This window comes from Clostridium sp. TJA038 (assembly GCF_058310255.1).
Genome location: NZ_JBZEFA010000002.1, coordinates 96,939 through 117,957, shown reverse-complemented (window position 1 = coordinate 117,957; position 21,019 = coordinate 96,939). Strand labels below are relative to the sequence as shown.

17 protein-coding genes are annotated in these 21,019 nt (G+C 25.8%); all 17 read left to right on the top strand.

Annotated features, from left to right (window positions below):
- The first annotated feature begins 26 nt into the window (after window positions 1-26).
- Window positions 27-1,040: a LacI family DNA-binding transcriptional regulator gene (locus AC4FQV_RS06460; protein ID WP_491139634.1), complete on the top strand. Its 1,014-nt coding sequence runs from the start codon at window positions 27-29 to the stop codon at window positions 1,038-1,040.
- Between the two features lie 133 nt (window positions 1,041-1,173).
- Window positions 1,174-2,520, top strand: coding sequence for an FAD-binding oxidoreductase (locus AC4FQV_RS06455; RefSeq protein WP_491165135.1), 1,347 nt, complete (start codon window positions 1,174-1,176; stop codon window positions 2,518-2,520).
- A gap of 236 nt (window positions 2,521-2,756) precedes the next feature.
- The gene (locus AC4FQV_RS06450; RefSeq protein WP_491165134.1) at window positions 2,757-3,347 is read left to right on the top strand and encodes a YjgN family protein; all 591 of its coding nucleotides are present in this window, start codon (window positions 2,757-2,759) and stop codon (window positions 3,345-3,347) included.
- A gap of 106 nt (window positions 3,348-3,453) precedes the next feature.
- A complete protein-coding gene (locus tag AC4FQV_RS06445) occupies window positions 3,454-4,278 on the top strand; it encodes a Cof-type HAD-IIB family hydrolase (RefSeq protein WP_491139631.1) in 825 nt (274 codons plus the stop codon).
- 81 nt (window positions 4,279-4,359) lie between these two features.
- Window positions 4,360-5,781, top strand: a complete 1,422-nt coding sequence (locus AC4FQV_RS06440) for an NAD(P)/FAD-dependent oxidoreductase (protein ID WP_491165133.1) — start codon at window positions 4,360-4,362, stop codon at window positions 5,779-5,781.
- A gap of 4 nt (window positions 5,782-5,785) precedes the next feature.
- Window positions 5,786-6,676 (top strand): NAD(P)/FAD-dependent oxidoreductase, encoded by an 891-nt coding sequence (locus AC4FQV_RS06435; protein ID WP_491165131.1) that lies wholly within the window; start codon window positions 5,786-5,788, stop codon window positions 6,674-6,676.
- A 211-nt stretch (window positions 6,677-6,887) separates the two neighbouring features.
- Window positions 6,888-7,265: a gamma-glutamylcyclotransferase family protein gene (locus AC4FQV_RS06430; protein WP_491139628.1), complete on the top strand. Its 378-nt coding sequence runs from the start codon at window positions 6,888-6,890 to the stop codon at window positions 7,263-7,265.
- Between the two features lie 140 nt (window positions 7,266-7,405).
- On the top strand, window positions 7,406-7,978 hold the full coding sequence (locus AC4FQV_RS06425) for a beta-class carbonic anhydrase (protein WP_491165129.1): 573 nt from the start codon (window positions 7,406-7,408) through the stop codon (window positions 7,976-7,978).
- 126 nt (window positions 7,979-8,104) lie between these two features.
- Window positions 8,105-8,746, top strand: a complete 642-nt coding sequence (locus AC4FQV_RS06420) for a putative ABC transporter permease (protein WP_491139626.1) — start codon at window positions 8,105-8,107, stop codon at window positions 8,744-8,746.
- A 16-nt stretch (window positions 8,747-8,762) separates the two neighbouring features.
- Window positions 8,763-9,152 (top strand): zinc ribbon domain-containing protein, encoded by a 390-nt coding sequence (locus tag AC4FQV_RS06415; protein ID WP_491139625.1) that lies wholly within the window; start codon window positions 8,763-8,765, stop codon window positions 9,150-9,152.
- A 266-nt stretch (window positions 9,153-9,418) separates the two neighbouring features.
- Window positions 9,419-11,290 carry a molecular chaperone HtpG gene (gene htpG / locus AC4FQV_RS06410; protein WP_491165126.1) on the top strand — a complete coding sequence of 624 codons (1,872 nt, stop codon included), beginning with the start codon at window positions 9,419-9,421 and terminating at the stop codon, window positions 11,288-11,290.
- 140 nt (window positions 11,291-11,430) lie between these two features.
- On the top strand, window positions 11,431-12,423 hold the full coding sequence (locus AC4FQV_RS06405; RefSeq protein WP_491139623.1) for a LacI family DNA-binding transcriptional regulator: 993 nt from the start codon (window positions 11,431-11,433) through the stop codon (window positions 12,421-12,423).
- 299 nt (window positions 12,424-12,722) lie between these two features.
- Window positions 12,723-14,387 carry a glycoside hydrolase family 13 protein gene (locus tag AC4FQV_RS06400; protein WP_491165123.1) on the top strand — a complete coding sequence of 555 codons (1,665 nt, stop codon included), beginning with the start codon at window positions 12,723-12,725 and terminating at the stop codon, window positions 14,385-14,387.
- Between the two features lie 87 nt (window positions 14,388-14,474).
- Window positions 14,475-16,145 (top strand): PTS transporter subunit IIBC, encoded by a 1,671-nt coding sequence (locus tag AC4FQV_RS06395; protein WP_491139621.1) that lies wholly within the window; start codon window positions 14,475-14,477, stop codon window positions 16,143-16,145.
- Between the two features lie 12 nt (window positions 16,146-16,157).
- Complete coding sequence (locus tag AC4FQV_RS06390; protein ID WP_491165121.1) at window positions 16,158-16,949, top strand: endonuclease/exonuclease/phosphatase family protein; 792 nt, start codon at window positions 16,158-16,160, stop codon at window positions 16,947-16,949.
- A 519-nt stretch (window positions 16,950-17,468) separates the two neighbouring features.
- On the top strand, window positions 17,469-20,081 hold the full coding sequence (locus AC4FQV_RS06385; protein ID WP_491165118.1) for a 3'-5' exonuclease: 2,613 nt from the start codon (window positions 17,469-17,471) through the stop codon (window positions 20,079-20,081).
- Window positions 20,082-20,205: 124 nt separating this feature from the next.
- On the top strand, window positions 20,206-20,865 hold the full coding sequence (gene trmB, locus AC4FQV_RS06380) for a tRNA (guanosine(46)-N7)-methyltransferase TrmB (RefSeq protein ID WP_491165116.1): 660 nt from the start codon (window positions 20,206-20,208) through the stop codon (window positions 20,863-20,865).
- The last annotated feature ends 154 nt before the right edge of the window (window positions 20,866-21,019 follow it).

The window sequence follows — 21,019 nt, the reverse complement described above, 5'->3', positions numbered from 1 at the left end:
AAAAATATTTTATGTGGAGGTAAATTGTGGTAAATGAAGGAGTTAAGCTAACTATAAATGATATTGCTAAAAAAGCTAAAACTTCAAAGACTACTGTATCTTTTTATTTAAATGGAAAATTTGACAAGATGTCTCCAGATACAAAAAGAAGGATAGAGCAGGTCATTGAAGAAACTAATTATAGTCCTAATATAATGGCTAGAAGTTTAAAATTAAAAAAATCTAATTTAATAGGAGTTGTAGTTGCAGATATAACAAATCCTTTTAGTAGTAATATAGTTAAAGGAATTGGTGAGATAGCTAGAAGAAAAGGATATCAGATTTTAGTTGGAAGCACTAATTTAGATTATTATAATGAAGAGGAATATTTTAAAAAGATGTTAGATATGGGTGTTGATGGATTTATAGTTCAACCTACTAAAAATTTTGACAAGTTATATCCATCTATAAAAAACAAAGGAAAAAAGATTGTAGTTTTAGATAGTGTTTCTTCAAAGTATACTGGAAAATGGGTAAAGACAAATAATTATGAAATAGTTTATGAAGCTATTTTAAAATTATCAGAAAAGGGATATGAAGAGTTTATTTTAGTTACTGAATCTCCAGATAAACTAGCTGCAAGAATGGAGAGAAAAGTTGGTTTTGAAGATGCTGTAAGTAGAGTAAATGGTAAAAGTATTATTGAAATTATAAATGAAAACACAGAAGTGGATGAAATAGCAGAGATGTTAAAAATAGATATAAATCCTAAGAAAAAAACTTTGGTTTTTGCAATAAATGGTAAAATACTTCAAAAGGTTTTTAAAGCAATAAAAATGGAAGGATTTACTGTTCCAAATCATGTTGGAATAATTGGTTTTGATAAGTGGGATTGGACAATGTATGCTACTCCTTCTGTAACAACTATAGACCAACCAACATATGAGGAAGGGAAATATGCAGCTAAAATGCTTATTGAAATGATTGAAGAAAAAGAGGATTTTTATAAATCAGAAATTTTTAAATGTAATATAAATTGGGAAGAATCAACAAACTTATAATTTTATATATTTATGTGAAGGATTAATTTATTTACAAAATAGGTAGTAATCTTTCACTTATTTTTTTGTTTTATAAATAAAGAACTTGTGATATTATCATAAAATAGAATATTTAGTATAGAGGGTGAAGTTTATGGTAAAGGTTGATTTTACTAAATTAACTGGTGATTTAGTTACAAGAGAATGTGTAAAATATGAAAAAGAAATAAAGTCGTGGAATAGGGCTATAAAAAAATATCCTTTAGGAATAGTTTTTTGTAAAAATATTCAGGATATTAAAAATGCATTAATATGGATTAAGGAGAATAAAATTCCCTTTACAATTAGAGTGGGAAGACATAATTATGAAGGATATTCTATAGAAAATGATGCTTTAGTAATAGACCTTAGCAAAATGAAGGGGATATTTATAGATGAAGAAAATAAAAAGGTAACTATAGAAGGTGGAGTTACAAATGAGGATATATATGAAGCTTTAGGAAATTTAGATTATCCTTTTCCTGGTGGGGGATGTCCTACAGTAGGTGTTGTAGGTCTTACTCTTGGAGGAGGATGGGGATATTCTAGTAGATTATTTGGTTTAACTTGTGATAATCTTTTAGAAATAAAGTTTTTAAATAGCAATGGAGAAATTATAATTGCAAATGAATTTTTAAATAAAGATTTATTTTGGGCTTCTAAGGGCTGTGGAGGAGGAAATTTTGGAATAGTTATTTCAATGACCTTTAAACTTCAAAATAAAATAAAAAAGGCTACTTTAATAGATATAGATTATAAAAATGCTGATAGAGAAGAACTTGTTTATATAATAAAAACTTTACAAGATAAGTTTAAAGCCTTAGATAGAAGAATGAATTTAAAGACTGCAATTTATAATTCAAAAGAAAAGGGGGTAGGAATTAAAATAACAGGAATATTTTACGGAAATAAAGATGAAGCTAATGAAATTTTACTTCCCTTTAAGTTTCCTTCAAATATTGATTTTAATTTAACTTATGAAAATGCTTTAGATGTTATTAGAAAAATAGAATATAGTCATCCTCCTTATGAGAAATATAAATCAACAGGAAGATTTGTATTTAGAGATTATAGTATAGGAGAAATAGAAAATCTTATAAATATAGTTTCAAAAAAAGCTGAAGGAGCATATTATAATGCAATATCTTTTTATGGATTAGGGGGAGCTGTAGAAGATATAAACAAAGAGGATAGTGCATTTTATTATAGAGATGCGAAATTTATAATGGGAATACAATCAGTTTGGGAAGAAGATTGTTTTGCAGAAAAAAATATAAAATGGGTAGAAAATAATTTTAAGTATGTAAAAAGCATTACAGAAGGTTCCTTTATAAACTTTCCTTTTAAAGGTCTTATGGATTATGAGGAAGATTATTATGGAAAAAATAAATATAAATTAAGAGATGTAAGAAAAAAATATGATAAGGATAGATTTTTTGCCTTTGAGCAAGGAATTAAATAATAGAAAGCATAGAAAACTTCAAAGTTTTCTATGCTTTCTATTTATATGTAGTAAATTTGATACATTGCAAAATATTTGAGGAAATATTTTGTATATCTATTAAATTTAAATATATTTTAAAAAAATTAATAATATTGTTTCATTGATAAGTTTCATAAATAAATTATAATATATTTATAAAAATTGTAATTATATGAAGGAAATTTTTAAAATTAATGTAGAAAGGAGGAAGAAATATGAATTTTGAATCATCTATTATATTAAATAAGAAAAAATATGACTCATATTTTGACAATACTTTTAAAAATACAATTTTAAATCATATAAAATGGATAGCTTTAGGAGTTTTAACTTTAGGTTTAGCATATCCTTGGATAATATGTATGAAATATGATTCTACTTGCAAACATACAGTTGTTTGTGGGAAAAGATTAAAATTTATAGGAAGTCCAAAGGAGTTAATAGGTCATTGGATACTTTGGTGGTTTCTTATTGTAATTACCTTTGGATTATATGGACTTGTAGTAAAAATAAGATTTCAACAATGGACAAGTGCTAATACAATTTTTGAAGAAGCTGATGAAGGTGAGCATTCACATCACAAGAAACACTTGCATCATAAAAAACATACACATGAAAATAATACACATCATAAAAAGCATTTACATGAAAAGAAAAAAGTAGAGAGTGCAAAAGAAATATCAGAAAATAAAGAATCAACTAAGGTAAAACAATTAACAGGCAATGAAAATTCACAAAATGTAAAACAATTAAAAGAAAGTGAAAACTCACAAAATGTAAAGGAATTAAATAATAAAAATATATAAGTAAAAAATTATTAAAAATATAAAAAACATGTAGTTTACTTATTAGTGCCCTAGTCTTAAAATGACAGTGTAAGATAAGAATAAACAAAAGAAAGAAGTGTTTAGTATGAGTATAAAATTAATATGCATAGATATGGATGGAACTTTGCTTATGGATCAACAAAGAGTTTCTGAAGAAGATAAAAATGCAATAAGAGAAGCGGTAAAAAAAGGTGTAGTAGTTGCAATAACTACAGGAAGAATTTATGATTGTGCAAGAATGTACTCAGACACAATAGGATTAAAAACTCCTATTATAGCTAGTAATGGAGCTTACATTGGTGGAGTTAATGATGAGGAAATATATAATAATCCACTTAAATTAAGTGATTTAGAAGATTTTAATATAATAACAAAAAAAGATAACCTATTTACATATGTAACTACAAATTGGGGAATTGTTTCAACAAAAGAATTGCCAGAAAATCATGTTTATAAGGTTTTAAATAGAAGTTTACCTAAGGATAAACAAGTAAGATTAGAAGTTGTTGAAGATTTAGGAGAAGCTTTTAGAAAATATGATGGAGAAATATTAAAAGGCGTTTGTGTTGAAAAAGAATTTAAAGATAAATTAAAAGAAGCTAAGGAAGAACTAATTGAATGTTCAAAAGACTTAGAAGTAGTTTCTTCTTGGGATGATAACTTTGAAATAATGAAAAAAGGTAGTTCAAAGGGAGAAGCTGTTAAAAAACTTGCAAAATATCTTGGTATATCTAGAGAAGAAGTAATGTGTATAGGAGATAGTGAAAATGACTTATCTATGATAAGTTGGGCTGGAATTGGTGTAGCTATGGGAAATGCAATAGAGCAAGTTAAGGAAGTTGCAGATTATGTAACTGATGATAATAAACATGGTGGAGTTAGTAAAGCTATAAAGAAATTTGTTCTTTAAATTTAAGGGAAATAGGTTCTTGCTTTTTATTTAAAAATAAAATTTTATTTGTGCAAAATTTATTTTAAAAGGAGATGCCATATGAAAGATATTATAGTAATAGGTGCTGGAGTAATTGGATGCTCTATAGCTAGAGAATTATCAAAATATAATTTAAAAACCTTAGTTATTGAAAAAAATAGTGATGTGTCTGAAGGAATATCAAAAGGTAATAGCGGTATAGTTCATGGCGGATATAATGAAAAATTAGGAACATTAAAAGCTAAGTTAAATTTAGAAGGAAATAAGCTTTTTGATGACTTATCAAGAGATTTACAATTTCCTTTTAAGAGAAATGGTGCTTTTATTTTAGCTTTTAATGAGGAAGAAGCTAAGACTTTAGAAAGTTTAAAAGAAAATGGAGAAAAGCTTGGGATTTCTGGACTTGAAATTTTAAGTAAAGAAGAAGCTTTAAATATTGAACCTAATTTAAATAAAGAAGTTTTCAAAGTTTTAAGTGTTAAAACTTCAGGGATAGTTAGTCCTTATGAAATGACTATTGCTTTAGCGGAAAATGCAGTAGAAAATGGTGTTGAGTTTAAATTTAATTCAAAGGTAACTAACATAGAAAAAATAGAAGAGGGATATAAGATAACATTAAACAAAGATAGCTTTGTGAAAGGTAAAATTATAATAAATGCTTCAGGACTAGAAGGTGCTTTTTTAAATAATATTATAAGCATGAACAAAAGAGAACTAAATCCAGTAAAGGGAGAATATTGTTTATTTGATAAAGTAGCTGGTGCTATGATAAATAAGACTTTATTCCAAGTTCCTAACAAGTTAAGTAAGGGAGTTTTAGTAACTCCAACAGTTGAAGGAAATCTTTTAGTTGGACCTAATGCTTTAAGTGGAGAAAGTTTAGAAACTTCTAGAGAAGGAATAGATGAAATTTTAGATAAGAGTAAAAAATCTGTTGATAATATGCCAATTGCAAGAATATTAAATACATTCTCAGGTATAAGACCAAAAACTTTTGAAGGTGATTTTATAATAGAAGAAGTTGAAGATGCTAAAAATTTTATAAATGTTATAGGTATAGATTCACCAGGATTAACAGCAGCACCAGCTATAGGAATATATGTTGTTAATATGATTAAAGAAAAACTTTCTTTAGAAGAAAATAAAAACTTTAAAGGTACTAGAGAAAAAATAGTTAGATTTTCAGAACTTTCTTTAGAAGAAAAAAATAAATTAATAAAAGAAAAACCAGCTTATGGACATATGATTTGTAAATGTGAATTTGTAACAGAAGGTGAAATAATAGAGGCTATTAATAGACCTATAAAGGCTACAACTATAGATGCAGTTAAAAGAAGAACTAGAGCTTCTATGGGAGGATGCCAAGGGGTTGGATGTACAATTCCTATAAGTAAGATATTAAGCAGAGAATTAGGAATAGATATAAGTGAAATAAATAAAAATAGTGAATGTTCACCAGTTATTGGGTTTAAGGAGGATTAAGTCTATGAGAGAATATGATTTAATTATAATTGGAGGAGGAGCATCAGGTCTTCTTTCAGCTATTTATGGCAAAGAGGCTGGAATAGAAAATATTCTTTTAATAGAGAAGGATTCAGTTTTAGGAGGAGCTTTAAATTCAGCTAATTATAATATAAGTGAAAAAGGAAATATAACTGGATTAGAGTATAAAGATGAACTTTTAAAGGAATTTAACAAGCTAAATATAGATGTTAAATTAAATACAATGGTTTTAAAAATAGAAGAATCAAAGGAAATTATTTGTACAAGTAGTGAAGAGGGCGTTCAAAAGATAAAAGGAAAAAATATTATAATAGCTAATGGTGGAAAAGAAAAAGGAAGAAATGCAGTTTCTATTCCAGGAGGACGTGTATCTGGAATTTTAACAGTTGGAATGGCTAAAAAAATATTTGGAATGAAAAATATGATTCCTGGTAAAAATATATTTATAGTAGGGGATAGTACTCTTTACATGATTCAAGAAGATTTAAAGAAACATAATATAAAAATTGCAGGAATCATAACAGATAAAAATAAAGATGAAATTTTTGATTTAAGCAATAATTTATATAAAGGATATGAAATTACTTCTATACATGGAGAAGGAAGAGTAGATTCTGTAACCATAAAAAATGAAGAAAACACTAAAAATATAAAATGTGATACAGTAATTTTTTCTTATCCAATGGTTTCAGATGGTTTAGTTGCTTTAAGAAGTGGTCTTAAATTAAACCAAAATACAACAGGAGCTCTTGTAGATGAAAATTTTGAAACATCAAAAGAGGGAATATATGCTTGTGGAAATGCAATATATATTCATAAAAATATAGAAGATGTTGAAAAAGAATGTAAAAAATTAATTGAAAAATTAAGTTAAAAACTATATTACTATAAAAATAGCAATATAGATTATATATTAAATCTATGAAGTAATATTTGGCAATATTATATAGATTTTCAATATTAATAATTAACTTTACCGAAATTTCGATTTTGGTAGAGTTAATTTGCTATATTATGTTAAAATTAAGTAATGTATTATTTTATTACATAATATTTAGCAGTATTGAAAAGAGGGTGTATAGTATATGGTCTATTTTGCTTATGGTAGTAATTTATGTTTAGAGCAGATGAAAAAAAGATGTCCAGAAGCTATTCCTATGGTTGGTGTACATCTTAATAATTATAAATTAACTTACAATAAGTATGCAGATATAGTACCTTGTAATGGTGAAAAGGTTTATGGTGCTATTTATGAAATCTCTATAAATGATTTAAAGATTTTAGAAAAGTATGTAGAGTATTCAGATTTATACGAAAAAAAATATGTTATTGTGCAAGATTCAAAGGGAGTTTCCTATGAAGCCTTTGCATATATTATGAAAGAAAAAGGTGAAAATAAGCCTGAAAAAAGGTATTTAGAGGTTATTAGTAAAGGATACAAAGATTGGGGAATTATTTATTAAAATAATTAATAAATATAAAAGTCTTAATTCTTTTTAAAATAATTTTAGATTAATTTGCTATAGGTTTTAAGTATTTATGTTATAGTAGTATAAATAATTAGTTTGAAAGAATAATAAATATTATTTATGAGGTAGTACATATGAAAAGCAATATAAGAAGATTAGATGAAATATTAGAATTTAATAAAGACTTTGTAGAAAATAAGGAGTATGAAAAATACAAAGCAAGTAAAAAACCAGAAAAGAAAATGGTTATTTTATCTTGTATGGATACTAGACTTACAGAGTTATTACCAAAGTCTATGAACATAAAAAATGGTGATGCAAAAATTATAAAGGATGCTGGAGCTACAATAATGCATCCTTTTGGAAGTGTAGTAAGAAGTATATTAGTTGCAATTTATGAATTTAATGCAGAAGATGTTTTTATTGTAGGACATAGTGGATGTGGTATGAGTAATTTAAACTCTAGAGATATGATAAAGAAAATGGAAGATAGAGGGATAAAAGAAGAAACTATATCTACAATAAAAGAATGTGGAATAGAAGTTGAAAAATGGCTTCACGGATTTGGATGTGTAGAAGAATCAATTAAAAAGAGTGTAGATTCTTTAAGAAAACATCCTTTAATTCCAAAGGATGTAAGTATTCATGGGTTAGTTATAGACCCTCATACAGGAGAACTTAAAGTTATTGTAAATGGATACGAATAAAAAGATACTTACTTTTAAGTAAGTATCTTTTTTATTTATAAAATAAGTCTTATAAGTATTATAGGTAAAACTTTTTATAAGTGATATAATTAGATATATTACTAATTTAAAAAGGAGGGATAAAAGATGTATATAAGCAATACCATGAATATTTATAAAATAATTTGGATATTCACAATTGGTTCTGTATTAGGATACTGCGTAGAAATGATTTGGTGCTATGTAAGAAATGGTCATTTTGAAAGTAGAAAAGGATTAATCTATGGTCCAATTAGTCCAGTATATGGAATAGGTGGAGTAGTACTTACTTTATTGCTATATAGATTTATCCACTATAATGGAATAATAATATTTTTTATAAGCGCAGTTGTAGGAGGCGTATTTGAATATTTATGTTCTTTTTTTCAAGAAAAACTTTTTGGAAGCGTATCTTGGGAATATAATAGCAAGTCTTTAAGTATTAACGGAAGAACTAGTGTTGAATATTCTATTTTTTGGGGAATACTTGGGGTGTTCTTTTTAAAGGATATTTACCCTTTATTTGATGATTTTATGGGGTTATTTTCTACACAGAGTATAAAGGTTATAACTTTAATATTTGTAATATTTTTAGTGCCAGATATTATAATATCTTCTTTAGCTGTTAGAAGAGAAGTAGAAAGAAGAAAAGGAAAAAAAGCGAGAAATGCTTTAGAAAGATTTCTTGATAAAAAATATACAGATGAATTTTTAAAGAAGATATATCCTAATATGATATTTAAAAATTAATTTATAGGAGAATTTTATGTTTTTTGTTGGTATATTTGGAATTGACACTAAAGAAAAACAGGTTAAGGACATAGACAATATATATTGCAGAACTTGTGATAATAAAACAAAAGGTGTTTTGATAAAAACTTATGAATATTTTCATTTTTTCTTTATTCCTATCTTTAGATGGAATGAGAGGTTTTATGTTATTTGCAAAAGATGTAATTCAATTTATGAAATTTCAAAAGAAAAAGGAAAAGATATAGAAAAAGGAATTATTAAGGATATTTCTGAAAATGATATGACTCTTATAAAAGAAGGACAAGTTTATGGGAAAAAAGCTCTAAAAAGAACATGTCCAAATTGTGGAAGAGAAATAGAAGGAGATTATAAATATTGTCCTTATTGTGGAAGTAAACTTTAGATAATATTTTACATACTAAGTTTAGTAATTATCAAAACAGAAAATAACATATAAATTTATAAAATGTATTAGATTAATTTATAGCTAATTTTATACTTTAATAGAGTATTAAATTAAAATTAATTTAATACATTTTTTTGTAAAAATATTTTCTTTATATATTGACATTAATTGAAAAAAGTGTTATATATAGAATTATAGATTAGCACTCAATGATATAGAGTGCTAACAATTAGAGTTTTTTATTTTTGGAGGGAAATTTCAAAATGGAAAAAAGAGAGTTTAAAGCAGAATCAAAAAGATTGTTAGACATAGTTATAAATTCAATTTACACAAATAGAGAAATATTTTTAAGAGAGTTAATTTCAAATGCTAGTGATGCTATAGATAAAGTTTATTATAAAACTTTAGGAGATAGCTCCTTAACTTTTAATAAAGATGATTATTATATAAAGATAGTGCCAAATAAAGAGGCAAGAACTCTTACAATATCAGATAAAGGTATTGGTATGACAGAGAAAGAGCTAGATGAAAACTTAGGGGTTATAGCTAAGAGTGGTTCTTTACAATTTAAAAAAGAAAATGAAATCAAAGATGGATTTGATATTATAGGACAATTTGGAGTTGGATTCTATTCAGGATTTTTAGTTGCAGATAAAATAACAGTAATAACAAAAGCTTTTGGAGAAGATAAAGCATATAAATGGGAATCTGATGGAGTTGATGGATATACAATTTCAGAAGCTAAAAAAGATTCTTTTGGAACTGATATAATTTTACATCTAAAAGAAAATGATGAGGATGAAAATTATGATGAATTTTTAGAAGAATATAAATTAAAATCATTAATTAAAAAGTATTCAGATTTTATAAGATATCCTATTAAGCTTGATATTACAAAATCTAAGATTAAAGAAGGAACAGAAAATGAACATGAAGAGTATGTTGAAGAAGAAACAGTAAACAGTATGGTTCCTTTATGGAGAAGAAATAAAAATGAACTTACTGATGAAGATTACAATAATTTTTATATGGAAAAAAGATTTGGATTTGACAAGCCTTTAAGACATATGCATATAAGTGTTGACGGGATGATAAGTTATAATTCAATTCTTTATATTCCTGAAAACATACCATATGATTACTACACTAAAGAATATGAAAAAGGCTTAGAGCTATATTCAAATGGTGTTTTAATAATGGAAAAATGTTCATCACTTTTACCAGATTATTTTGGATTTGTAAAAGGAATAGTAGATTCTCAAGATTTATCACTTAACATTTCAAGAGAAATGCTTCAACATGACAGACAATTAAGCCGTATTGCTAAAAATATAAAAAATAAGATAAAGAATGAACTAGAATCTATGATGAAAAATGATAGAGAAAGTTATGAAAAATTCTATAAAACTTTTGGCAGACAAATAAAATACGGAGTTTATGATGACTTTGGTATGAATAAAGATGAATTAAAAGATTTATTAATGTTTTATTCATCTAAAGAAAAGAAAATGGTAAGCTTAGCTGAATATGTTGAAAGAATGGATAAGGAACAAAAGTATATTTATTATGCTGTTGGAGAAACAAATGAAAGAATAGAAAAAATGCCACAAACTGAAATGGTATTAGATAAAGGTTATGAAATTCTTTATTTTACAGAGGATGTAGATGAATTTGCAATTAAAATGCTTATGAGCTATAAGGATAAAGAATTTAAATCAGTATCTAGTGGTGATTTAGGAATAGAATCAGAAGAGGAAAATAAGAAAGAAAATGAAGAAAATAAAGGTATATTTGAAGCTATGAAGGAAGCTTTAGGTGATAAAATAGTTGCAGTAAAAGCTTCAAGTAGACTAAAAAATTATCCAGTATGTTTATCTTCAGAGGGTGAACTTTCAATAGAGATGGAAAAAATATTAAGTGCTATGCCTAATAATCAAGGGGTTAAGGCACAAAAGGTACTAGAAGTTAATACAAATCATGAAGTATTTAATTCATTAAAAGATTCCCTTGAAAATGATAAAGATAAATTTAATTTATATACAAAATTACTTTATAATCAAGCTTTACTTGTTGAAGGTTTAAGCGTTGAAGATCCTGTAGATTTTACAAATGATATTTGTAAATTAATGAAATAGAATTAAACTCAAAAGGTGTAATAAGGAATTTAAATATTGCTTATTATGCCTTTTTTACTTTTATAAATTAAACCTAAAGGTGCTTTTGTAGATTATAAAAGAATTTTATGGTATATTTTAAAGTACGAAGGAGTGATTTTGTGAAGGTTACAATTAAAGATGTGGCTAAAGAAGCTAATGTAGCCCCTTCAACTGTTTCAAGAGTTTTATCTAATAGCCCTAAAATTAGTGAAGAAACTAAAAGAAAGGTAAATGAGGCTATAAAAAAATTAAATTATAAACCAAATGCCATAGCCAGAAGTCTTGTTAGTAATAAAACAAAAATATTAGGAGTTGTTTTACCAAATGAGGCTGATGATTCATTTAAAAATCCTTTTTTTGTAGAAGCTATGAGAGGAATGAGCATGTCTGCAGAGGAAAATGGTTATTATATAATGTATGCTTTTAGCAAAAATGATGAGGATGAATTAAGAACAATAAAAGAGTTTTCAGGAAATAATTTACTAGAAGGACTTTGCTTATTGTCTGTTAAGGAAGAAGACACTACTATAAAATATTTAAAGGATATAAATTTCCCCTTTGTAGTTATAGGAAGACCAGATGAAGAAGATGTTTTATGGGTTGATAATGATAATTTTAAAGCAATGTTTAGCTTAGTTGATAGTTTTATAAAAAATAAAAAAACTGACATAGCTTTTATTGGAGGTAAAAAAAGTTGGAATGTTTCAAAGGATAGATTGAGAGGATTTAAAGAGGCTTTTAAGGTTAATAATTTAAGTTATGATAAAGATATGGTTGTTGAGGGAAAAGATTTTTCGGAGGAATGTGGCTATTTAGCTATAAAAAATATAATATCAAAAAAAATTCCTAAGGTTGTTGTTACAACAGATGATTTACTTGCTTTAGGTGTAAATAAATATTTAAATGAAAAAAATATCTTAGGAGTTAAAATAGTTGGATTTAACAATACTCCCATGACTAAATATCAAAATCCACCTATTTCATCTATAGATATAAATGCAAGAGAATTAGGATATGAAGCTACAAAGCTACTTATAGATTATTTAAATGGAGGTTTAGATAATAGAAAAAAATATTGTATTGTAGATACGGAGTTAATAGATAGGGGATAAATTTCCTCATGAAAGATGGGCAAACGTTTGCATAAAATATTAAGTATATTAAAGAAAAATAAAGAAATTTAAAGAGAATTAAATAAAATTTAAATGAAATCAATTTTGTAAAGGTTTTATATATCTGATATTATAAGACTATAAAATCATATTTTATTAAAGATAAGCATTATATTTAATTTTTATTTTAAAACTGTTTTTTAGGTTATTCTAAAAAACAAATTTTTTTAAGATTTGTGCAAACGTTTGCCTAAATTAGTTAAAATAAAAGAAATAATACGTAAACATAAGGAGAAAACATGAGTAGAAAATGGTGGAAAGAATTAGTGGCATATGAAATTTATCCTAAGAGTTTTATGGATTCTAATGGAGATGGAATAGGAGATATTAATGGAATAATATCAAAATTAGATTATTTAAAAGATTTAGGAATTGATTTAATATGGCTGTGTCCAATGTATAAATCACCTAATTATGATAATGGGTATGATATTAGTGATTATAAAGATATTTTAGATGAATTTGGAACTATGGATGATTTTAATAATTTACTTAGTGAGGTTCATAATAGAGGGATGAAACTTATTATAGATTTAGTAATAAATCATACAAGTTCTCTACATCCTTGGTTTATAGAATCAAAATCTTCTAAAAATAATCCTAAGAGAGATTGGTACATTTGGAGAGAAGGAAAAAACAATAAGGAGCCTAACAATTGGGAAAGTATATTTAAAGGTTCAGCTTGGGAATATTGTGAAGAAAGTAAGGAATATTATCTTCATTTATTTGCAAAAGAACAACCAGATTTAAATTGGGAAAATGAAGAGGTAAGAAATGAAATTTATAAAATGATTAATTGGTGGCTTAATAAAGGAATAGATGGATTTAGAGTTGATGCTATAAGTCATATAAAGAAAGAAGTAGGACTTAAAGATATTGATAATCCTAAGGGGCTTAAATATGTTCCATCTTTTGAAAAGCATATGAATGTAAAAGGCATAGATTCTTATCTTAAAGAATTAAAAGAAAAAACATTTTCAAATTATGACATAGTTACAGTAGGTGAGGCTAATGGAGTTAAGGCTTGTGAAGCTGATACTTGGGTAGATGAGGAAGTAGGAACTTTTAATATGATATTTCAATTTGAACATCTTAACCTTTGGAATTATGAAGAGGGAAAAACATTTAATGTTAAAGCCTATAAAGATACTTTAACTCTTTGGCAAAATTCTTTAGAAAATAAAGGATGGAATGCTCTCTTTATTGAAAATCATGATATACCTAGAGTTGTTTCAACATGGGGAAATGATAATTGCTATTTAAATCAATGTGCAAAGGCTTTTGCAGCAATATATTTTCTTCAAAAAGGTACACCTTTTATATATCAAGGGCAAGAAATTGGAATGACCAATGTTAAATATAATAGCATTTATGAATATGATGATGTAAGAACTATAAATACTTACAATGAAAGAATTGAAAATGGAGTTTCAAAAGAGGCAGCTTTAAAGGAAGCTTGGATAACTTCAAGAGATAATTCAAGAACACCTATGCAATGGAATTCTACTAAAAATGCAGGATTTACTACGGGAAAACCTTGGATTGGAGTTAATGAAAATTATAAAAAGATTAATGTTGAAGAGGAAGAGAAGGATAATAATTCAGTTTTAAATTTTTATAAAAAACTTATAAAACTAAAAAAAGAAAGCAAGACCTTAATATATGGTAAATATGATTTAATTCTAAAAGAGGATGAGAGTATTTTTGCTTATACAAGAACTTTAGATAAGGAAATTTTTTTAATAATAGCTAATTTAACTAGTGAAGAAGCTAAGTATTCTTACGAAAAAATAGAATTAAATTCTAAGGACTTAATTCTTAAAAATTATGAAGTTTCTAAGCATAAAAATTTAACTGAATTTATATTAAGACCTTATGAATGTAGGGTTTATAAGGTATCTTAATTTAAAATACATAAATTCTTTTGTATTTTAGAAATTTTAAAAAATAAAATTTTATAGGGACTAAATAATATATGGAGGGGTTTGAGAATGAAGAATTTTAAATTAGGCTCTTTTGATTTCTGGCAAAAGTTTGGAAAGGCATTGCTAGTTGTTGTTGCTGTAATGCCTGCAGCAGGTCTTATGATTTCAATTGGAAAAGTAATGGGTATTTATATTGATGTAGATTTTGTAAGAACTATAGCAAGAGTTATGGAAGATATAGGTTGGGCAATAATAGGGAATTTAAATCTTTTATTTGCTGTAGCTATAGGAGGTTCTTGGGCAAAAGAGCGTGCAGGAGGAGCTTTTGCTGGAACTATAGCTTTTGTACTTATAAATAGAATAACAGGAGTTATTTTTAGTGTTAGTAATGCTATGTTAGCTCCTGATTCTACTGCTACAGTACAATCTTTTACAGGACAAACTTTATTGGTAAAGGATTATTTTGTTTCCGTTTTAGGTGCACCAGCTCTTAACATGGGAGTTTTTGTTGGAATTATATCAGGATTTTTAGGGGCGGCTTTATATAATAAATATTATAACTATAATAAATTACCTAACGCTTTAGCGTTTTTTAACGGTAAACGTTTTGTACCTTTTGTAGTTATAATAGGTTCAACAATAGCAGCAATAATTCTTTCTTTTGTATGGCCTTTTGTTCAATATGGATTAAATACTTTTGGACAATGGATAGCAACATCTAAAGATACAGCACCAGTTATAGCACCTTTTTTATATGGTACCTTAGAAAGATTATTATTACCTTTTGGATTACATCATATGCTTACAGTTCCAGTAAACTATACAGAGCTTGGAGGAGTTTATCAAATTCTTACAGGTTCAACAGCAGGACAAGTTGTTGCAGGACAAGATCCTTTATGGCTTGCATGGATAACTGACTTAAATAATTTTAGACAAGCAGGAGATGTAACATCATATAATCAACTTATAGGTACTGTGGTTCCAGCTAGATTTAAAGCAGGACAAGTAATATTATCTAGTGCTTCATTAATTGGAATAGCTTTAGCTATGTATAAAAATGTTGATAAAGATAAAAAGAAAAAATATAAATCAGTATTCTTTTCAGCAGCTATAGCAGTATTTTTAACAGGGGTAACAGAACCTATTGAATTTATGTTTATGTTTATTTCACCAATATTATATGTAGTTTATGCAGTAATAGCAGGGTTAGGATTTGCTATAGCAGATATTATAAATTTAAGAGTACATGCATTTGGTATTATAGAACTTATAACTCGTTCCCCTCTTATGATAAATGCTGGTTTAAGCAAGGATTTAATAAACTTTATAATTGTTGCTATAGTATTCTTCTTTATAAATTACTTTGTTTTTAATTTCTTAATAAAGAAATTTAACATAGCTACTCCAGGTAGAAATGGAAATTATATAGAGAATGAGGAAGATAAGGATTCAGAGGTTTCAAGTAATAAAAGTTCTAAAGGTAATAAAGGGGATATAGATAGCTTAGCAATTAAAGCTATAGAACTTTTAGGAGGAAAAGATAATATTGTAGATGTAGATGCTTGTATGACTAGACTTCGTGTTACAGTTAAGGATATTGAAAAAGTTGGAGATGAAAAAGCTTGGAAAGACAATAAGGCTTTAGGACTTATTGTTAAGGATAAAGGAGTTCAAGCTATATATGGACCTAAAGCTGATGTTTTAAAATCAGATATTCAGGATATTTTAGGTGTTTAGGAGATTATAAAAATGAAGTTACTTACATTAAATTGTCATTCTTATTTAGAGCATAATCAATTATTAAAAATGAAATATTTAGCCAAAACAATAGTTGAAAATAAATATGATGTAATAGCTCTTCAAGAAGTAAATCAAAGCATTAAAGCTCCTTTTAAGGAAAATAATTTAAAGGAGGATAATTATGCCTTAATCTTAAGAGAAGAAATAAAAAAAATAAGTGGAGAAATTTATGATTTATTTTGGGATTATTCTCATATAGGATATGATAAATATGAAGAAGGTCTTTGTATTTTAAGTAAATATAATATTATAGAAAAGGATAGTTTTTATATTTCTAAAAGTCATTCTAAGGAAAATTGGAAATCTAGAAAAATAGTAAAGGCTACTATAAAGATTAGTAATGAATATATAGATTTTTATTCATGTCATTTAGGTTGGTGGCATGATAAGGAAGAAAGTTTTAAAATGCAGGTAAAGAATTTAACATCAAAACTTAAAGAAAGTAAAAATAGAGCTTTTTTAATGGGGGATTTTAATAATAATGCCTTTTTAAAAGGAGAAGGATATGACTTTTTAAAAGAAAATTTTTTAATTGATACTTTTGATTTGGCTAAAGAGAAGGACTCTGGTATAACAGTTAATAAAAGCATAGATGGATGGGAAGAAAATAAAAATTCTTTAAGAATAGATATAATATTTACTAATAAGCCTACAATAGTTTATAGAAGTAAAGTATTGTTTAATGGAGTAAATAAAAAAATAATATCAGACCATTTTGCAGTAGAGGTTGAACTTTTATGAAATTTTAAAGGAAAAAGCACAATTAATTTGTGCTTTTTCCTTTATACTTAAAAAAATTTTTTTGATGAATTTTTTTAAATATGTATTAAAAATACATATTTATATAAAAAAACCAAAAATGTTTTATTGTTTGTAATTTAAAAAGGAGAATAAAAATAAATTTTAAATTAATCTAGTTATATTATTGATAAATAGTTAAATATTACCTTTAGTAAATGTTTACAAAAATGATATAATAGATTTATAGCTAAAAGATGTGTTTTTAATTAAGTTAAACTAAAGAATAAGAGAGATTAAAAAAGTTCAACTTAAAATTAAGTTGAACTTTTTTATTTATAAATTATTTTAAAGTGGTATTAAGCTTTTATTTTATATAAAAGTGTAATACCTTTTTATTTTTTTATCTTCTATATTTTTATAAAATAATTAATATAGAATAAAATTAGGTTATTTTAAATTTATAAGTAGTGTAATATTTATTAAAAGAAATTTGAAATAAAATTTTGGAGAAATAAGAATATGATTAATTTAAATAGTGAACAAAAAAGAGTTATAGATGAACAGAAAAAAAATATTATTTTACTTGCTTCTGCTGGAACAGGAAAAACTAATACATTAGCTTATAGAATAGCTTCTATAATAGAAAATAAAAATTCAAAGCCATCAGAAATTTTATGTATAACTTTTACCAATAAGGCTTGTAAAGAAATGAGTGATAGAGTTTTAAATATTGTTGGGGGAGAAGCTAAGGATATTACAATAAGAACTTTTCATAGTTTCTGCTTTGATATTGTTAAGTCATATGCAAAGAGGAATACAGATATTTTTTCTGATTTTATAATTTTTGATGAAGAGGATTGTAGAGAAGTTATAAGTAAATTAGATTATTATTATCCTAAGAAAGATTTAAATACTAGTGCTATGCAAATTCAGAAAGTCATTGATTTTATAAAGAGTGAAAAGGCTAGAATAGAAACTTTACAAGATAAAATTTTATATGAATATAAAACTGTAGTTGATTATATTTTTAAATTTAGAGAGGAAAAGATAAATCAAGTTTGTACTTATAAAGGAAACTTAAATATAAAGCTTAAAAACTATATTAAATTTCATGGTCATGAATTAGTAGCTTTATATGATGGTAAGCTAAAGGAAGACCATGCTCTAGATTTTAATGATTTAATAATAATAACTAAGGAATTATTTAAGGATGAAAGTATTGTTAAAGCACTTAATATTAGATTTAAATATATAAATATAGATGAAGTTCAAGATACAAGTCTTGTTGAATATTCAATAATTGAAAAATTGTTTAGGGGAAATAATGTTCTTATATGTGGAGATTTTTTTCAAACAATTTATAGTTGGCGTGGTTCTAAGCCAGAGGAGATTTTTAAACTTTTTAAGGAAAAATATAATCCTATAGAAATAGTATTTTCTAAAAATTATAGAGCTACTAAGAATTTAAACAAGGCTTCTTTAGAATTTTTAAATAATTCTTTTTCAGACAAGGTTTCAAATATTTATAAAGAAGGAATATTAGCAGAATCAAAGGAAATTGGTGAGAAGTTATTACTAAAGGAAAGTAGAGGAATAAGAGAAGAGGCTAGGTTTATATTTGATTATGTAAATATGCTTTGTAAAAATGGAGAGGATTTAAGAAAGATATGTGTTCTTACAAGAAATAATAATTACAATATTGACCTTAGTGAACAGTTATATGATATTGAGAAATATGAGGGAGCTAATTTTGAATTTATACTTGTTGACCAATTTAAGTTTTTTAGAAGACAGGAAGTTAAGGATATTTTAGCATTTTTAAAATTAATAGCTAATAGATATGATTCTTTAAGTTTAAAAAGAATACTTAATAGACTTCCAACGGGTGTTGGAATTAAAACTTTAGAGACTATAGATTCTACTATTTATAAAGAGGTTGGAATAAAGTTATCTGACTATATAGACCCTATTGTTTTAGAATATGGAGAGAAGTTTTCTTTACTTATAAACGCCTTTGAAGAGGAGAATATAATAGTCTTTGATGTGGAAAGCACAGGCGTTGATGTAACAGAAGATGAAATAATACAAATAGCAGCTATAAAGTTAAATAAAGAAGGAGAAGTAATAGATAAGTTTGAAAGATTTTTAAAGAATAAAAAGCCAGTTGGAGATTCTTATTATGTTCATGGTTTTTCAGATGAAATGCTTAAAGAAAAAGGGGAAGAAAAAGAAAAGGTATTAAGGGATTTTTTAGACTATTCAGATAAGTCTATAATAGTTGGACACAATGTTACTTATGATATAAATATTTTAAGTAGTGAACTTGAAAGAAATAATTTAGGTAAGCCAAGATTTAAAGCTTTTTATGATACTTTAGATATATATAGAAGATTTTATCCTGGAAATAAAAATTATAAATTAGAAAATTTAAGTAATGTTTACGAAACTAAACACAAACCAAGTCATGATGCTATGGATGATATTATTGCAACAGGAGAACTTTTAGTTAAAGCTATAAATGAGAAAATTAAAAAATCCTCTATGGATAGAATGGCTTTAATGTCAAAACATTTAAAATCATTTAAATTTATTGGAGATAAATTAAATAAGCTCTTTAAAGAAGCAGAAAGCAAAAGACCTTATGAATTGGTTTCTTATGTAATTAATGAGTTTAATATTAAGAGCATATATACTGGTGAAGAAAATAAAGAAAAAATAAATAGATTAAGGGATTTATATGTATTATTTAAAGATTTAGATGATAAAAATAAGAGTAATAGAGATTCTTTATTAGATATTATAAAACTAACAGGACTTTCTAATGGAGAATTAGAATCTTTAATAATAAATAGAACTAAAAAGCCTAGAATACCAATAATAACTGTTCATCAAGCTAAGGGATTAGAATTTGATACTGTTTTTTTAGCGGGAATACAGAATAATAATTTTCCTTCTTTCCTTTCAATTAAAGAAGGAAATTTAGAAGAAGAAAAGAGAGTTTTTTATGTTGCCATAACCCGTGCAAAAAAAAGATTAGTAATAAGTTATAATTCTTTAGGAAAATTTGGTCGTAGAAATGAAATAAGTACCTTTATAGGATATATACCTAAAGAATATTTTAAAATAATATAAATAAAAAGTATTTATATTTAGTAATAAAGTATATTTTAATAAATTTATAAAAAGCCTAAGGTTGATATACTTTATATAAATCTGTATAATAATTCTGAAACTAAAGGATGGAGTGGATTTTAAAATGAGAATGAGAAGAAAGCCTTGGGCTAGACCAGAATTAGAAGCATGCGACTTTTTTGTAGCTAATCCAAAAGAAAATAAAGGGAATTGGAAAAATACTTTTAAAAATATAGAAAACCCAATATATTTAGAATTAGGATGTGGAAAAGGAACATTTATGGCTGTACATGGTTCTGACCATCCAGATATAAATTATATAGCTATAGATATAAAAGATGAAGTGCTTGTTTTAGCTAAAAGAAATATAGAAAAAGCATATGAGGAAAAAAATCAACCTTTAGATAATGTTAAGTTAATGCCTCAAGAAATTGCTTTAATAGATACTATATTAGATAGCAATGATAAAATAGAGAGAATTTATATAAACTTTTGTAATCCATGGCCTAAAGATAGGCATAAAAAAAGAAGATTAACTCACACTAGACAGTTAACAAAGTATAAAGATTTTTTAGTTGATGGTGGAGAAATACATTTTAAAACTGATGACGATAATCTTTTTGAGGAGTCTTTAGAGTATTTTAAAGAATGTAATTTTGATATAACTTATATAACTTATGACCTACACAATAGTGGATATGAAAATAATGTAATAACAGAACATGAGGATATGTTCTCAAAAGAAGGAATAAAAATAAAATTTTTAATAGCTAAAAAATTATAGTTTTCACTTTAAATTTTAAAAAAACTAGAGGATATAAAAGTCCTCTAGCTTTTTTTAATATATAAGCTTTATTTTTATATAAAGAATATATTTATATTAAACTTGTCTAGTTTCTAGATTTAAGTGATAAATTTCAGAAAGATAAAAAACTTTA

Bases quoted from the DNA above. Each gene is read 5' to 3' on its own strand.
- AC4FQV_RS06395 (WP_491139621.1), top strand. From the start codon at position 14,475: ATGAAGAATTTTAAATTAGGCTCTTTTGATTTCTGGCAAAAGTTTGGA.
- htpG (WP_491165126.1), top strand. From the start codon at position 9,419: ATGGAAAAAAGAGAGTTTAAAGCAGAATCAAAAAGATTGTTAGACATA.
- AC4FQV_RS06430 (WP_491139628.1), top strand. From the start codon at position 6,888: ATGGTCTATTTTGCTTATGGTAGTAATTTATGTTTAGAGCAGATGAAA.
- AC4FQV_RS06385 (WP_491165118.1), top strand. From the start codon at position 17,469: ATGATTAATTTAAATAGTGAACAAAAAAGAGTTATAGATGAACAGAAA.
- AC4FQV_RS06425 (WP_491165129.1), top strand. From the start codon at position 7,406: ATGAAAAGCAATATAAGAAGATTAGATGAAATATTAGAATTTAATAAA.
- AC4FQV_RS06420 (WP_491139626.1), top strand. From the start codon at position 8,105: ATGTATATAAGCAATACCATGAATATTTATAAAATAATTTGGATATTC.
- AC4FQV_RS06440 (WP_491165133.1), top strand. From the start codon at position 4,360: ATGAAAGATATTATAGTAATAGGTGCTGGAGTAATTGGATGCTCTATA.
- AC4FQV_RS06400 (WP_491165123.1), top strand. From the start codon at position 12,723: ATGAGTAGAAAATGGTGGAAAGAATTAGTGGCATATGAAATTTATCCT.
- AC4FQV_RS06435 (WP_491165131.1), top strand. From the start codon at position 5,786: ATGAGAGAATATGATTTAATTATAATTGGAGGAGGAGCATCAGGTCTT.
- AC4FQV_RS06445 (WP_491139631.1), top strand. From the start codon at position 3,454: ATGAGTATAAAATTAATATGCATAGATATGGATGGAACTTTGCTTATG.
- trmB (WP_491165116.1), top strand. From the start codon at position 20,206: ATGAGAATGAGAAGAAAGCCTTGGGCTAGACCAGAATTAGAAGCATGC.
- AC4FQV_RS06455 (WP_491165135.1), top strand. From the start codon at position 1,174: ATGGTAAAGGTTGATTTTACTAAATTAACTGGTGATTTAGTTACAAGA.
- AC4FQV_RS06390 (WP_491165121.1), top strand. From the start codon at position 16,158: ATGAAGTTACTTACATTAAATTGTCATTCTTATTTAGAGCATAATCAA.
- AC4FQV_RS06415 (WP_491139625.1), top strand. From the start codon at position 8,763: ATGTTTTTTGTTGGTATATTTGGAATTGACACTAAAGAAAAACAGGTT.
- AC4FQV_RS06450 (WP_491165134.1), top strand. From the start codon at position 2,757: ATGAATTTTGAATCATCTATTATATTAAATAAGAAAAAATATGACTCA.